Below are 14,263 nucleotides of genomic sequence, written 5' to 3'. Positions count from 1 at the left end.
GCGTTAAGCCCGGGGGGAAAGTGTGTTCGACCATGGAGATTCTCGCTCCAGTCGATGGCTCCGAATGTAGCATGCGCGCGCTCGACTTCGCCATCGAGTTCGCACGACGATACGATGCCGACCTGAGCGTCGTCCACTTCACGGACGTTCGCGGGGAGGATACCGACCGGTTGCAAACGCGAATCGACGAGAAACTGGCCGACTCCGGGGTCGAGAGCGACACGTCCGTGTCGGTGGACGTCCACCTCGCGAGCCTGAAGGTGTCGGACCGGATCGGAAAGGACATCATCGCCGTGGTCGAGGATGACGACTACGACCACGTCGTCATGGGCCACCACGGCACCGGACGCATCGGGGCGTTCCTCCTCGGAAGCGCCGCGAAGACCGTCCTCGAATCGTGTGACGTTCCCGTGACGACCGTTCCCTGATGCCGTTATCTGTGGTTCTTTCGTCGGACGAATTCGGCCAAAAAATCACATCCGGCGCAGAGGGAACCACTTAATTAGAGCCATTTTGAAAATACCACCACGATGACCCCGCTATCCACAGTTTCGATGGCAATTCTACCACCAGTGTGGGAAAATTCCCTCCTGCTTCTCGCATCGTTTCTCCTACTCCTCCTCGGCGCGGAGGTGTTCACCAACGCGGTCGAGTGGCTCGGCCGCCGACTCGGCGTGAGCGAAAGCGCGACGGGGAGCATCCTCGCGGCCGTGGGTACCGCGCTCCCCGAGACGATGATCCCGATCATCGCCGTCTTCGGGAGTGGCGGCGGGACGAAGGCCGCCGAGGAAGTCGGCGTCGGTGCCATCCTCGGCGCGCCGTTCATGCTCGCCACCATCGCCATGTTCCTCGTCGGGGGCAGCGTTCTCTACTTCGGGACGCGCCGGACACACGGTCAGGAGATGCATTTCAACGAGAAGTCCACCCGCCGAGACCTCTCCTTTTTCCTCGTCGGCTACACGCTCGCGTTTCTCGCCGCGTTGATTCCGAACGACACGATTTCCCACGGCATCGGCGCGGTGCTCGTCCTCCTCTACCTGTTCTACCTCTACCGTTCGCTCAAGAGCGGCGAACTGGTCGAGGGAGAGGACTTGGAGGACCTGCATCTCGGATTGATGATCGAGGGAGTCATCGACCGTTTCCCCGGACGGAACACGGATAGAAATCACTCCGGCAACCCTCACTCGATCCTGGTCGCGGTGCAGACGCTCATCGCGCTCGGCCTCATCATCGGCGGCGCGCAGGTGTTCGTCTCCCAGACGCAGTGGGTCTCCGAGGAGGTGCTCGGCATTCCGACGGCCATCGTCGCGCTCCTCATCGCGCCGCTGGCGACCGAACTCCCCGAGAAGTTCAACAGCATCATCTGGATATCCCGCGACAAGGACACCCTCGCGCTCGGGAACATCTCCGGTGCGATGGCGTTCCAGGGGACGCTTCCCGTCACGTTCGGCATCCTCTTCACTTCGTGGGACCTCAGTCTTTCGTGGGGAACATCGGGATTCCTGAACGGACTCTCCGCGATCCTGGCGATCGTCAGCGGCGGCCTGCTGTACCTCCGGGCACGCCGAATCAACGGGAAGAAGATGACGGCGCGACCGTTCCTCGTCGGCGGGTTGTTCTACCTGCTGTTCATCGCCATCGTCGTCTACCACGTCGTGGTCCTCGACGTCGGCGGTATCGCAGGTCACTGACCAGTCTGGTCAGATGGAATAGCTTAATTGACCCCCATCGGAACTACAATCCATAATGTCTCTTCCAGTCACAGGCTATATGCCGCCGCTCGCGCTTTCGGAGTCGTGGACGAAAGGACTGTTACTGCTCGCGTCCTTCGGTCTTCTTCTACTGGGTGCGGAGGTGTTCACGAACGGCGTCGAATGGCTCGGCTATCGCCTCGGAATCTCCGAGAGCGCGACGGGGAGCATCCTCGCCGCGATGGGAACCGCGCTCCCTGAGACGACGATTCCAGTCATCGCGATTCTGAAGGGTGGAGAAGGGGCTTCCGACGTGGGGGTCGGTGCCATCCTCGGCGCGCCGTTCATGCTCGCCACCATCGCCATGTTCCTCGTCGGGGCCAGCGTCTACTACTTCGCCGACCGCCGCTCCAACGACACCGACCTTCAGTTCAACCAGGGGTCGACGAAGCGCGATTTGACGTTCTTCCTCATCGGCTACTCGCTGGCGTTCATCGCCGCGCTCATCCCCAAAAGCACCGAAATCGCCACGATTCCGATCCGCGACTTCATCGCCATCTTCCTCGTTCTGCTGTATCTCGGCTACCTCTATCTCTCTCTTCGGGCAGGCGAACTCGCGGACGACGACGACATGGACGACCTCCACGTCGGATTGGCCGTCGAAGGAATCCTCGAACGGTTCGGCAGCGGACCCGACAAGGACCACAGTTCCGATCCGCACTTCGTCCTCACGGCGCTTCAAACGCTCATCGCGCTCACCTTCATCGTGATCGGTGCTCGGTTGTTCGTCGATCAAGTGGAGTGGGTATCGAGTTCCATCGGAATCCCGTACGCCATCGTCGCGCTCATCATCGCACCCATCGCGACGGAACTTCCGGAAGCGTTCAACAGCGTCCTCTGGTTGGCACGTGACAAGGACACCCTCGCGCTCAACAACATCACCGGCGCGATGGCGTTTCAGGGGACCTTGCCCGTCACTCTCGGTATCCTGTTCACCCCGTGGAACCTGAACCTCACGTGGGGGACGCCGGGGTTCCTGAACGCGATTTCCGTGCTGTTCGCCATCGCCGCCGGATGCATCGTCCTCTTCCGTGCACGGCGCGTCGGCGAGGGAGACTTCAACCCGACGCCGTTCCTCGGAAGCGGCGCCTTCTACGTCGTCTTCCTCGCACTGGCGGTCTACTTCGTCATGCTCGGGGCGTAACCGTCCCCCGATTCGTACACCTCTTGTCCATTCGACCGTCCGATTAAGTCCCTCCCCTTCCTTTTGCCGCCATGAACGTTTACGGACTGCTCGGCAACCCGGTGGGTCACTCCCGTTCCCCGCCGATGCACGAGGCCGCGTACGACGAACTCGACATGGACGCCCGCTACGTCACCTTCGAACCGGACGCTATCGCCCCGGCAATCGAGGGCGCGAAGGCGCTCGGAATTCGCGGACTGAACGTCACGATCCCGTTCAAAGAGGACGTCCTCGCGCACGTCGACCCCGATTCGCTCGCCGGACGCATCGGCGCGGTGAACACCATCGATTTCTCAACATCCCCACCGACGGGTCACAACACGGACGCGGCGGGTGCGCGGCGAGCGTTCGAACGGCACGACGTTTCACTCGACGGGAAATCCGCGGTCCTCGTCGGTGCGGGTGGCGCGGCGCGAGCGGTCGCGTTCATGCTCGCCGACGAGGGTTCGACCGTCGCTATCGCCAATCGGACCGTAGCGCGCGCGACGTCGTTGGCCGATGCGGTGAACGGCGTCGGTGGCGAGGAAACCGCGACGGCACACGGGTTGGACGAACTCCCGGAACTCGTTGCGGACGCGGACGTGCTGGTCAACGCGACGAGCGTCGGGATGGACTCGGACGAGACGCCCGTTCCCGCCGACGCGCTCCACGCCGACCTCGCGGTAATGGACGCCGTGTACAGCCCGCTCGAAACGCGCCTGCTCCGCGAGGCGTCCGCGCGGGGGGCGACGACCATCGACGGCGCGTGGATGCTTCTGTTTCAAGGGGTCGTCGCATTTGAACTATGGACCGGTCGAGATGCACCGGTCGAGCGGATGGACGCCGCCCTGCGAAGACGGCTTTAAGTGAAGGGACTTTGTACAGTCCTGTAATGGGGCTTATCACACGGCTGAAATCGCTGCTCGGTCTTGGCGATGAGCGGTCGAAAACGCGCAACCGTGACAACGGTGTGACAATCGAGCGTGAACCGACCGAGACGAGAGCACAGCCCGACGTGGAATCAGAGAAAGCAGTGAAAATGTCCGAGGAGTCCCCCGCGGAAGACACGACCGTTTCGACCGAGGAGCCGGTCGATACGGGGGAACCGACCGACCATATCGAGGAGGCAGAGCCAGACACAGCCACTGAACCAGACACAACCGCTGAATCCGAGACGACTGCGGAACCAGACACGGCCGCGGAACCGGCGGAGGCGACCGGACCGTCCGCCGAAGCTGGGCAACCGGCACAGACCGAAGCAACCGAACCGGAACCGGAGCCCGACGCTGTTTCGGACGAGGAGGAAGTCGGTGAACCGGAAGCGGACGAAGAATCGGAAGCTGACGAAGAACCGGAAACGGTTGAAGAACCAGAACTTGACGAAACAGTCGAAGAAACGGCGGACGAATCGGAGTCCGAACCCGAACCCGAACCCGAAGAGGGGCGACCGCTCGAAGACGTGAAGGGCATCGGCCCGGCCTACGCCGAGCGACTTCGGAACGCGGGCGTCGAAAACGCGGCGCAGTTGGCGACTGCCGACTCGGCGGAACTCGCCCGGGAGACGGACCTCTCGGTGAAGCGCATCGAAGGCTGGATGGAACGTGCGGAATCGATGTAACGACCCGGAGATTGTCACCTCGCGGGCTGCGTTCCGCGAAACCGCACGAACTGCACCCCGAGCGGCTCGAATCCCCGTCGAAGTGCGTGTGAGTGTTACGGACCCGTTTCGGGCGTATCGACGGGCACGCGACGGTACCGGCGGCTTTTACTGTGCAACGACGGGTGGGCAATCGGGATGGGGATATTTCGGCGTCGAACCCGCGAGTATCCTCCAAATCGATTCGACCGGGGAATCGGACGCGGACGGATCGAGCCTCGACATCGTCGAGACGGTGCTCGCCGACGAGACGCTCGTCCGCGGCGACTGTGAGGTACCGTACCCGTGCGGGTTGTTCGGCTGGCTCTCCTACGACCTCGTTCGTGAACTCGAATCCCTCCCCAGCGAAGCGACCGACGACCGGAACCTCCCGCGGGTGCAGTTCGGGTTGTACGACTGCGTGGCCGCGTGGGAAACGGGAGCCGAGGACACGCTTCGCGTGACGGCGTGTCCGCAACTCCGCGACCCGGACGACCCCGACACGACGTACGACGAAGCCCGAGAAACGGCGCTGTCGCTCGCGGAGTCGGCTATCGACGGCGACCCATCGGTCGGTCCACCGCCGACGGACGAACGAGGACCGTTCGTCAGCAGTTGCGGACGCGAGGCGTTCGCGGAGCGCGTCGACGCCGTCAAGGGGTACATCCGCGACGGCGACACGTTCCAGGCGAACATCTCACAGCGACTGGAAGCACCGGCGAGCGTCCACCCCGTCACGGCGTTCGACGCGCTCCGGCAGGTCAACCCCGCGCCCTACTCCGCGCTGGTCGAGTTCCCGGGCGTGGACTTGGTCAGCGCCAGTCCCGAACTCCTGCTCGACGTGGATGGCGACCACCTTCGCACTGAGCCGATCGCCGGAACGCGCCCGCGTGGCGCGACCCCGGAAGCCGACGACGAACTGGCCGCCGAACTGCTCTCCGACGACAAGGAGCGCGCCGAACACGCCATGCTGGTCGATTTGGAGCGAAACGACCTCGGAAAGATCGCCGAGTACGGCAGCGTCGAGGTGACCGACTACCGCCGAATCGACCGCTACTCCGAGGTGATGCACCTCGTCTCGGAGGTCACGGCGCGACGACGACCCGACGTCTCCGTCACCGACGCCATCGCGGCGACCTTCCCCGGCGGCACCATCACCGGCGCGCCGAAACCCCGAACGATGGCGATCATCGACGAACTCGAATCCACCCGCCGTGGACCGTACACCGGCAGTATCGGCATGCTGGGATTCGACGAGCGTGCGACCCTGAACATCGTCATCCGCACCCTCGTTCGCCACGGTGACGAGTACCACCTCCGCGTCGGCGCGGGAATCGTCCACGATTCGGTCCCCGAAGCCGAATACGAGGAGACGTTGGCGAAGGGGAAGGCGCTCGTCAACGCGATCGACGAAGCTCTCGAACGCGAGACGGGATTTTCGGTGGAGTGACTCACACGCAATTTTAAATACCAAACCGGGACCAACGACGGTGGACGTTTCGGGTTGCCGAACGCCTCGTCCCATCGATTCGCAACCCACAGTCTGCCTAACCCGGGAGGGTGCGCCAAAAGCGATACAGCAACATTGCTGTCCGTTTCTCAGCTGAAGTGCGCCGCGAGTCGGTCGGCCGCTTCCTCGACGCGTGGAGAGACGAGGGCGAACCGGATCCAGTCGTCGCGCGAAGAGCCGAAGGCTTCGCCGGGCATGCCAGCGACGCCTGCTTCGTCGATGAGGTTCTCGACGTTCGACAGCGTGCCGGGGAAGTCGGGGAAGCGAGCCATGACGTAGAACGCGCCGTCGGGGGTGGTGTAGTCGGCACCGGCGGCGTCGAGCGCGTCGGTGAAGATCTCGACGCGTGATTCGAGGAGCGTGCGGTTCTCCTCGTAGTACTCCCGCGTCGTCTCGCGGAGCGCGTGGAGGACGGCGTACTGTGCGGGACGGCCCGTCGCCACGTTCGTCAGCATGTGGCGAGTCTTGGCCACGTCCACGAGTTCCGGCGGGAAGATGGCGTAGCCGACGCGGAATCCGGTGATGGCAAGCGACTTCGAGAACGAGTTGGTGACGATTCGGTGGTCGGAGTCGAACGCCAACGCGCTGGTGAACTCGCCGGAGAAGTCGAAGTGGTCGTACACCTCGTCGCTGACGAGGAGCGCGTCGTACTCCTCGGCGATAGCGACGAGTTCGCGCATCGTTTTCTCGTCGTACACCGCGCCGGTCGGGTTGTTCGGTGAATTCACGACGATTGCGGCGGTGTCCTCGCTCGCGGTTTCTCGCACGTCGTCAGGGTCAAGCGTCCCGTCCGCCGCGGTGGCGACGAAGCGTTGCTTTGCCCCGAGCATCGTCGTCTTGCCGGGGTAGTACGGGTACACCGGATCGGTGAGGATGAACTCGTCGCCCGCTTCGCGTTCCATCGCCCGGGCCATCGCCAGATAGTTGGCTTCGCCGCCACCGCAGGTCACGACGACTTGCGAGGTATCGACATCCCGCCGTGCGGCGATCTCCTCGCGCAGTTCGAGGAGTCCCTCGCTCGGCGGGTATTGGAAATCATCCCCGCCGAGGTCGGCGTAGGCGTGAAGCCCCTCGGCGATACTGGGCGGTGACCCCCAGTCAGGATTTCCGCTGACCATATCGACGACGTCGTGGTCGGCGTCCGCCGCGTAGGTCATGACGTGAAAGAACAGGGGGGTGTCGTAGTCCATACTTCAGGGTCGCAGCACTGGCAAGTGTTTCTTTCGCAACGAGGAGTGCGACGAACGCGGGAAGGGATTCGTTCGATGGGTGATGGGCATGAGTATGCATCCCATAGTCACACTGGACTTTATGTTGTCAGGAAATTCATTAGGAATGAAGAAAGATGATGCCGGTTCGTATCCTCTACTGACAGTGGTCGGCGCCGCTCGACGGCGTCCGTAATCACTCCGTGGCGGCGACAGTTCTCATCGCGTGTTCGCACGCCGTAGCCACGGCATCGGTCCGACAGACAACCGATAGATCTGCCGCGTATCCGTGGGTATCCGATTCGACGGTCACGGGTAGGTCTCCGCATCGAACGCCGTCGTCCATCCGCCCGATTCGCGGAATCACATCCCGTGGGCGCTGGACGGGCAACGAACAGCAAATCACACCACCCACAACGACACACGAAATGATGGATAACACAGATGAAGACGAAAAGTTCAGCGAGCAACGCGACCGCGTCGATTCGCCGATTCGACGACTGTTCGGAACCTACGGCCGGGAACACTGGTTTCCCCTGTCAGTCGGAATCGTGGCCAGCCTCGCCGCGCACCTGCTCTCGCTCCTGCCGCCGGTTCTCCTCGGCATTGCACTCGATGCGATATTTCCGGTACAGAACCCGCAACCGTATCGGTTGCCCTTGATACCACAGTCGTGGATCCCAACGGACCACTTCGCTCAGCTTTGGTTCACCGTGGGACTGATAACCCTCTCCTTCATCGGGAGTGCGCTCGGCGGATTGGCCAAAGGGTGGGGTCTCAACGAGTTCGCCCAGTCCATCCAGCACGAAGTGCGAAGCGATACCTACGACGCGATGCAGCGGTTGGACCTCGGGTTCTTCGCCGAGAAGCAGACGGGCGAACTGATGAGCATCCTCAACAACGACGTGAACCGCCTCGAACAGTTCCTCAACGGCGGACTGAACGTGATGACTCAGATCGGAATCACCGTGGTCGGCGTCACCGTCATCCTCGCGTCGAAAAACTTCCAACTCGCGTTGGTGACACTCGTGACGGTGCCGCTCGTCGCGCTCTTCACGTACAAGTTCGTCCAGATCATCCAACCGAAGTACTCCGAGGTGCGCTCGACCGTCGGCCGACTCAATGCCCGACTGGAGAACAACCTCGGTGGTATCGAGGTTATCAAGGCGAGCAGCGCCGAAGATTACGAGTTCGACCGCGTGACGGATTCGTCTAGGGAGTACTACGACACGAACTGGGACGCCATTCGAACCCGGATCACGTTCTTCCCTGGACTGGAGTTGAGCGCCGGGTTCGGTTTCATCCTCACGTTCGCCGTCGGCGGGCTATGGGTGCTAGGCGGCGCGCCGTTCGTCTTCTCGGGCGATCTGAGTCCCGGCGCGTTCGTCACGTTCATCGTCCTGAGCCAACGGTTCATCTGGCCGCTCGCGCAGTTCGGTCAGCTGATCAACATGTACCAGCAGGCGGTCGCGTCCTCCGAGCGCATCTTCGGACTGATGGACGAACCGAGCGCCCTCGAAACCGATGACGACGCGCCAGCCATAGACGTTTCGGAGGGCGTCGTGGAGTACGAGGACGTGACGTTCGGCTACGACGACGAGGAGACCGTCATCGAGGACGTGAGCCTCGAGGTAGGCGGCGGCGAAACCCTCGCGCTCGTCGGCCCGACGGGTGCGGGGAAGTCCACGATACTGAAACTCCTCTTGCGTCTCTACGACGTGAACGACGGGACGATTCGACTCGACGGGCAAGACATCACGGAGGTGTCGCTTTCCAGTCTCCGCGAATCGGTCGGCTACGTCAGCCAGGAGACGTTCCTCTTCGCCGGGACCGTCGGCGAGAACATCGCGTACGGGACGTTCGACGCGACCCGAGCAGAAGTCATCGAGGCCGCGAAAGCCGCACAGGCCCACGAGTTCATCGAGGAACTGCCGGACGGCTACGATACGGAAGTCGGCGAGCGAGGTGTGAAACTGTCCGGCGGTCAGCGTCAGCGCGTCGGCATCGCCCGCATCCTGCTTCAGAACCCGGCCGTGCTCATCCTCGACGAGGCGACCAGCGACGTGGACACGGAAACCGAACTCCGCATCCAGCAGAGTCTCGACGCGCTGTTGGCGGATCGAACCGTGCTCGCCATCGCGCACCGTCTCTCGACCATCAAGAACGCCGAAACCATCCTCGTCCTCGAAGACGGTCGCGTGGTCGAGCGAGGAACGCACGGCGAACTGCTCGCCGAGGACGGCCTGTACGCGGACCTCTGGGGCGTCCAAGCCGGGATGCTCGAAGAGATTCCGGCCAGGTAATCATCGTCTTGCTTTCCGTCTCGTGTTGGAAATCGACCCGCGGGTTTCTTTTTTTCGCGCCTCCTTTCCCTCCCCATGAGCACGGACGACCAACCCATCGAAAGGCGAGTCGGGGACGCCCTCCGTGAATCGAACGCGACGGTTGCGACCGCCGAGTCCTGTACTGGCGGCCTCATCGGGTCGCTCCTGACCGACGTTCCGGGGTCGAGCGACTACTTCGACAGCGGTCTCGTCACCTACTCCTACGACGCGAAGATGCGTCACGTCGGCGTCACCCGCGAAGCGCTGGACGAGCACGGTGCCGTCAGCGAACCCGTCGCCCGCGCGATGGCTCGCGGCGTGCGCGACGTCGCGGGGACCACGTGGGGCGTCGCCACGACCGGAATCGCCGGACCGACTGGCGGTACCGACGAAAAGCCCGTCGGAACGGTCTTCATCGGCGTGGCCTACGCGGGTGAGTGGGGAAGCGAGGAATCCTACTCGGTGGTCGCCCGGTACGAGTTCGACGGCTCGCGACAGGAGATCAAGCGTAAAATAGCGAACCAAGCCCTTTCGGACCTCCTCGACGAACTGGAGTAAAAGGGAAAACCTTGATATTGCGGGGTGGGACCTGCAACCAAATGAATCGAAAAGAACACGTATTGAATGCGGCACTTCTCAGCATCGGGCTCGGATACGTTCTCCATCCGTCGGGTGACGTGGAGACGTTCTACTCAATCGTGGCAGTTGGCGTTCCGGTCATCCTCGGCGCGCTCTTTCCGGACGTGGACACCGCCTTCGGCAAACACCGGAAAACGCTCCACAACCTCCCGATCCTCGCGCTGTTTTACGTCTTCCCGATGGTGTTCGGCAACCTGCAATACGTCTGGATCGGCGTCCTCACCCACTACGCCCTCGACATGCTCGGGAGCAAACGGGGTCTGGCGCTGTTTTACCCGTACGAACGCGAGTTCGGCGCACCGTTCGGTGTCTCGGTTTCCAGCAGCGCCGCCACGTTGGTCACGCTCGCGGTGACGGTCTTCGAACTCATCGTCGCCGCAGTGATCGTCAACGGGCAATTCCTCATCGACACAGGGATGACCGCAGTCGGCCTTCAATAGCGTTCGAAAAACGACCGTTCAGTACACGCTTCTGTCGTCGAACTTCCCGCCGTACGTTTCGTGGTCGGGATGCGTGGCTTCCATGCCCGAGAGGACGAGGCGATCGATCTTTTTCCACGAGTTTTCGTACCCGAGGTGTGAGAATTCCAATCGGCGACGGAGTTCGTGGCTCCGTCCCGTCCGATGGAGGACCCGCGTCGTGTTCCCCGCCCGAAGCAGTTCGACGAGTTCGTCCTCGGTTTCGATGTCCTCACCGAACGCCGTCCACACTTCCCCGATGGTTCCACGGAGGTGTGCGTACGACGACCCGAACGCGGGCTTTCCGGTGTTCTTGACGATCTCTTTTGCTCGGCGGTTGTGTCGGTCCCAGTGTTTGGGGTTGTAAGTTTCCACGGCGTGGATGACGTCGGCGTGAACGCGGATGTCCGCCTCCGTGACGCCCACACTGAGAAATTCCGGATGAGGAATCAGGACGGCCGCGTCTTGTCTATCGAACTCCTCCATCGCCGCCGTGAGCGAGATGAAGTCGGGGATGGGGTCGTCCAATCCGATCGCCAGGACGTGTTTTCGGTTCCTCCACGTTCCGGTGAACACCTCGCGAGCGGGGACGACGAGCAACTCGTCGTCGGAGAATTTTTCCGCACGTTGACGAATTTCGGGGAGTCGCATGAAATGTGGCGCGTACACCAGCGCGTCGAGGCCGCGTTCTTTCGCCCGTCTGACGACCTTTTCGTCCAGCACTTTGACGTGCATGTCCACCCTGAATCCGTCGCGGTCGGTCACGAAAGGATATTTCGGCGGTCGAACGATAGTGGTTCTGGTTTCGGTATCATCTGCTTGATCGAACGAACGATAGTGATGAGTTCTCCCCGCGTCGGTTTCCGGGTTCGTCGGTGCGTCATCCTCGAAATAGTGGGATTCTCGGGAGGACGTACAATCGAGCCGTTCTCGGCGAGCCGAACGACCTTCGGATGACGAGCAAGAAACAATTATATCATGGGAATTAGAGAATCAACACATGAGCGCATGGGAATGTGACATCGACGGCTGTGGGGAACGGTTCGCCAGCGTCGAGGACGCCATCGTCCATCAGACGACCGAGCACGAACGACGGGAGTGCAAAGTCTGCGGGACGGTCGTCCCGGACGGATACCTCGCCATCCGCCACGCCTTCGACGAACACTCCCGGGCCGAGTACGTCCGCGCCTACGATGCCGATTCGAGCGACGTACGCTCGCGCGAGCGCGTCCGCGACGAAATCGAGGAATCCGCCGACCTCAAGCAAGTCGTCTCCCGACTCGACGAGGGGAACGCGAGCGAATTGCTCTGAGGAGGTAACAAACTATTTTGAGGCGGGTGCGCAATCCTTGCCACACGGAGGTCATGATATGGACACACTTGCGGACGTAGACGAAATCGTCCACGAACCGTCACGGGAGTTCGTGGAATCCACGAACGTCTGGGAATTCATGCAGGAACACGACATCGATGACTACGACGAACTCATCGAGCGCACCTGTACGGATGGCTCGGAAGACGCGTCTTCTGGCGTCGATTGGTTCTGGGACGAACTGGTGGACTACCTCGACATCGATTTTTACGAGGAGTACGACACGGTTCGTGACGACAGCGAGGGACCACAGTTCTCGGACTGGTACCCCGGCGGCAAGATCAACATCGCGCACAACACCCTCGATCGATACGCGCGGGTCGATAGCCCGACCCGGAACAAAGTCGCCTGCATCTGGGAGGGAGAGCCGGGTGACGTGCGGGAGATCACTTATCACGAACTGTACCGCGAGGCGAACATGGTCGCCAACGCGCTCGAAGCACGCGGCATCGAGAAAGGTGACACCGTCGGCCTGTACATGCCGATGGTTCCCGAGGTCATCTCCATCCTCTACGGCTGTTTCAAAGTCGGCGCGATCGCGGTGCCGATCTTCTCCGGGTTCGGAACCGACGCCACTGCGACCCGCATCGATGATTCCGAATGTTCCGTTCTGTTCACCGGCGACGGCTTCTACCGTCGTGGCAGCGAGGTCGTTCTGAAGGACACCGCCGACGAGGCCATCGCGGAAGCGGGCCACGTCGAGCACACCATCGTCTACGAGCGACTGGGCAGCGAGGAACACAGTGCCTCGGAACTCGAGATTCCCTGGAACGACGACCGCGACGAACGGTGGGACGAAGCCGTCCTCGAACAGGACGACGAGTACGAGACGAAGGAACTCGATTCGAGCGACGAGTCGATGCTGTTGTACTCGTCGGGGACGACGGGGAAACCGAAGGGCATCGTCCACACGCACGCCGGACAGTTGATGCAGTGTGCGAAGGAGATCTACTTCGGCTTCGATCACAAGGACGCTGATCGATTCTTCTGGGTTTCGGACATCGGGTGGATGATGGGTCCGTGGACGCTCATCGGCAACCACGCTTTCGGCGGCACGATATTCATGTACGAAGGGGCACCGGACTACCCCGAACCCGACCGCTTCTGGGACATGATCGACCGCCACGGCCTGACCGTCTTCGGCATCTCTCCGACCGCGATTCGCGCGCTTCGAGGGTACGGCGACGAGTGGCTGGACGACTACGACCTCTCCTCGCTGCGCCTGCTTGGTTCGACCGGCGAACCGTGGGACCCGGAATCGTGGCTGTGGTTCTACGAGAACGTCGGCGGAAGCGAAGCACCCATCATCAACATCTCGGGCGGCACCGAAATCTGTGGTTGCTTCCTGATGCCCATGCCGACACAACCGCTCAAACCCTGTACGCTCGGCGGGCCGGGTCTCGGCATGAACATCGACATCGTGAACGCAAAGGGCGAATCCGTCGCCGACGCCCACGAACGCGGCTACCTCGTCGCCCGCGACTCCTGTCCGTCGATGACGAAGTCGCTCTGGTCGGGTGACGAACGCTATCTAGACACCTATTGGTCGCGGTTCGACGACATGTGGAACCACGGCGACTGGGCACAGAAGGACGAGGACGGTTTCTGGTTCCTCCACGGCCGCTCGGACGACGCCATCAACGTGGCCGGTCGGAAGGTCGGTCCCGCGGAAGTCGAGGGCGCGCTGATGGACCACGACGCGGTGAATCAGGCCGCCGCCGTCGGCGTCCCGGACGACACGACCGGACAGGCCGTCGTCTCCTACGTCATCCTCGAATCGGATGTCGAGGAATCCGACGACCTGCGTGCCGAACTCCGTGAACAGGTCGGCGAGGAACTCGGCAAGCCGTTCCGTCCCCGAGAAGTCCTCTTCGTGGACGAATTCCCGAAAACGCAGTCCGGGAAAATCATCCGCCGGGCCATCGAGGCGGCCTACACGGGCGAGGACTTGGGAGACATGTCCAGCATCGAGAACCCCGACGCGCTCGATAGGCTCGAAGAAGCGAACTGATTTCCTTCTCGGGCACAGGTTCTGTTTCGGTGATCGGACGGATGGTCGATGATCGGATAGATGGTGGAAATTCGACGGATGGTCGATGATCGGATAGAGGGTGGAAATTCGACGGATGGTCGATGATCGGATGGACGATTGCTGATTCGGCGGATGGACGTCGCTCTTGGGTGGACTGACGCCGCTTGACGG

The 14,263-nt window shown here is 62.1% G+C and carries 13 protein-coding genes; 11 read left to right on the top strand and 2 right to left on the bottom strand.

The window, feature by feature from the left end; translation table 11 throughout:
* The first annotated feature begins 32 nt into the window (after nt 1-32).
* The 6 genes from NKF25_RS19165 to pabB all read left to right on the top strand — a co-directional run bounded on the left by NKF25_RS19165 (nt 33) and on the right by pabB (nt 5,999).
* Entirely contained in the window at nt 33-428 is a 396-nt protein-coding gene (locus NKF25_RS19165) for a universal stress protein (RefSeq protein WP_253228242.1), read from the top strand.
* A gap of 126 nt (nt 429-554) precedes the next feature.
* Entirely contained in the window at nt 555-1,691 is a 1,137-nt protein-coding gene (locus NKF25_RS19160) for a sodium:calcium antiporter (RefSeq protein WP_253228241.1), read from the top strand.
* A gap of 55 nt (nt 1,692-1,746) precedes the next feature.
* Nucleotides 1,747-2,895, top strand: a complete 1,149-nt coding sequence (locus NKF25_RS19155; RefSeq protein ID WP_253228240.1) for a sodium:calcium antiporter — start codon at nt 1,747-1,749, stop codon at nt 2,893-2,895.
* A 71-nt stretch (nt 2,896-2,966) separates the two neighbouring features.
* Nucleotides 2,967-3,779 carry a shikimate dehydrogenase gene (locus tag NKF25_RS19150; RefSeq protein ID WP_253228239.1) on the top strand — a complete coding sequence of 271 codons (813 nt, stop codon included), beginning with the start codon at nt 2,967-2,969 and terminating at the stop codon, nt 3,777-3,779.
* A 26-nt stretch (nt 3,780-3,805) separates the two neighbouring features.
* Nucleotides 3,806-4,531, top strand: a complete 726-nt coding sequence (locus NKF25_RS19145; protein WP_253228238.1) for a helix-hairpin-helix domain-containing protein — start codon at nt 3,806-3,808, stop codon at nt 4,529-4,531.
* Nucleotides 4,532-4,541: 10 nt separating this feature from the next.
* Nucleotides 4,542-5,999 (top strand): aminodeoxychorismate synthase, component I, encoded by a 1,458-nt coding sequence (gene pabB / locus NKF25_RS19140; RefSeq protein WP_253228300.1) that lies wholly within the window; start codon nt 4,542-4,544, stop codon nt 5,997-5,999.
* Nucleotides 6,000-6,148: 149 nt separating this feature from the next.
* Here pabB and NKF25_RS19135 read toward each other — a convergent pair whose 3' ends face one another.
* Nucleotides 6,149-7,249 carry a pyridoxal phosphate-dependent aminotransferase gene (locus NKF25_RS19135; RefSeq protein ID WP_253228237.1) on the bottom strand — a complete coding sequence of 367 codons (1,101 nt, stop codon included), beginning with the start codon at nt 7,247-7,249 and terminating at the stop codon, nt 6,149-6,151.
* 446 nt (nt 7,250-7,695) lie between these two features.
* On the opposite strand from NKF25_RS19135, the gene NKF25_RS19130 reads away from it, so the two are divergent.
* The 3 genes from NKF25_RS19130 to NKF25_RS19120 all read left to right on the top strand — a co-directional run bounded on the left by NKF25_RS19130 (nt 7,696) and on the right by NKF25_RS19120 (nt 10,670).
* Nucleotides 7,696-9,570, top strand: coding sequence for an ABC transporter ATP-binding protein (locus tag NKF25_RS19130; RefSeq protein ID WP_253228236.1), 1,875 nt, complete (start codon nt 7,696-7,698; stop codon nt 9,568-9,570).
* 75 nt (nt 9,571-9,645) lie between these two features.
* On the top strand, nt 9,646-10,149 hold the full coding sequence (locus NKF25_RS19125; RefSeq protein ID WP_253228235.1) for a CinA family protein: 504 nt from the start codon (nt 9,646-9,648) through the stop codon (nt 10,147-10,149).
* 41 nt (nt 10,150-10,190) lie between these two features.
* Nucleotides 10,191-10,670 (top strand): metal-dependent hydrolase, encoded by a 480-nt coding sequence (locus tag NKF25_RS19120; RefSeq protein ID WP_253228234.1) that lies wholly within the window; start codon nt 10,191-10,193, stop codon nt 10,668-10,670.
* 18 nt (nt 10,671-10,688) lie between these two features.
* Here NKF25_RS19120 and NKF25_RS19115 read toward each other — a convergent pair whose 3' ends face one another.
* Nucleotides 10,689-11,453: a PHP-associated domain-containing protein gene (locus tag NKF25_RS19115; RefSeq protein WP_253228233.1), complete on the bottom strand. Its 765-nt coding sequence runs from the start codon at nt 11,451-11,453 to the stop codon at nt 10,689-10,691.
* A gap of 235 nt (nt 11,454-11,688) precedes the next feature.
* On the opposite strand from NKF25_RS19115, the gene NKF25_RS19110 reads away from it, so the two are divergent.
* Together NKF25_RS19110 and NKF25_RS19105 are read left to right on the top strand one after the other, a co-directional pair.
* Complete coding sequence (locus NKF25_RS19110; protein WP_253228232.1) at nt 11,689-12,000, top strand: hypothetical protein; 312 nt, start codon at nt 11,689-11,691, stop codon at nt 11,998-12,000.
* A 58-nt stretch (nt 12,001-12,058) separates the two neighbouring features.
* Nucleotides 12,059-14,071 carry an AMP-binding protein gene (locus tag NKF25_RS19105; protein WP_253228231.1) on the top strand — a complete coding sequence of 671 codons (2,013 nt, stop codon included), beginning with the start codon at nt 12,059-12,061 and terminating at the stop codon, nt 14,069-14,071.
* Nucleotides 14,072-14,263: the final 192 nt, after the last annotated feature.

The sequence above is a fragment of the Haladaptatus sp. AB643 genome, from assembly GCF_024136975.1.
GTDB lineage: Archaea > Halobacteriota > Halobacteria > Halobacteriales > Haladaptataceae > Haladaptatus.
This window is presented reverse-complemented; position numbering and strand designations above follow the sequence as displayed.

Bases quoted from the DNA above. Each gene is read 5' to 3' on its own strand.
- NKF25_RS19130 (WP_253228236.1), top strand. From the start codon at position 7,696: ATGATGGATAACACAGATGAAGACGAAAAGTTCAGCGAGCAACGCGAC.
- NKF25_RS19125 (WP_253228235.1), top strand. From the start codon at position 9,646: ATGAGCACGGACGACCAACCCATCGAAAGGCGAGTCGGGGACGCCCTC.
- NKF25_RS19145 (WP_253228238.1), top strand. From the start codon at position 3,806: ATGGGGCTTATCACACGGCTGAAATCGCTGCTCGGTCTTGGCGATGAG.
- NKF25_RS19120 (WP_253228234.1), top strand. From the start codon at position 10,191: ATGAATCGAAAAGAACACGTATTGAATGCGGCACTTCTCAGCATCGGG.
- NKF25_RS19110 (WP_253228232.1), top strand. From the start codon at position 11,689: ATGAGCGCATGGGAATGTGACATCGACGGCTGTGGGGAACGGTTCGCC.
- NKF25_RS19135 (WP_253228237.1), bottom strand. From the start codon at position 7,249: ATGGACTACGACACCCCCCTGTTCTTTCACGTCATGACCTACGCGGCG.
- NKF25_RS19150 (WP_253228239.1), top strand. From the start codon at position 2,967: ATGAACGTTTACGGACTGCTCGGCAACCCGGTGGGTCACTCCCGTTCC.
- NKF25_RS19160 (WP_253228241.1), top strand. From the start codon at position 555: ATGGCAATTCTACCACCAGTGTGGGAAAATTCCCTCCTGCTTCTCGCA.
- NKF25_RS19155 (WP_253228240.1), top strand. From the start codon at position 1,747: ATGTCTCTTCCAGTCACAGGCTATATGCCGCCGCTCGCGCTTTCGGAG.
- NKF25_RS19105 (WP_253228231.1), top strand. From the start codon at position 12,059: ATGGACACACTTGCGGACGTAGACGAAATCGTCCACGAACCGTCACGG.
- NKF25_RS19165 (WP_253228242.1), top strand. From the start codon at position 33: ATGGAGATTCTCGCTCCAGTCGATGGCTCCGAATGTAGCATGCGCGCG.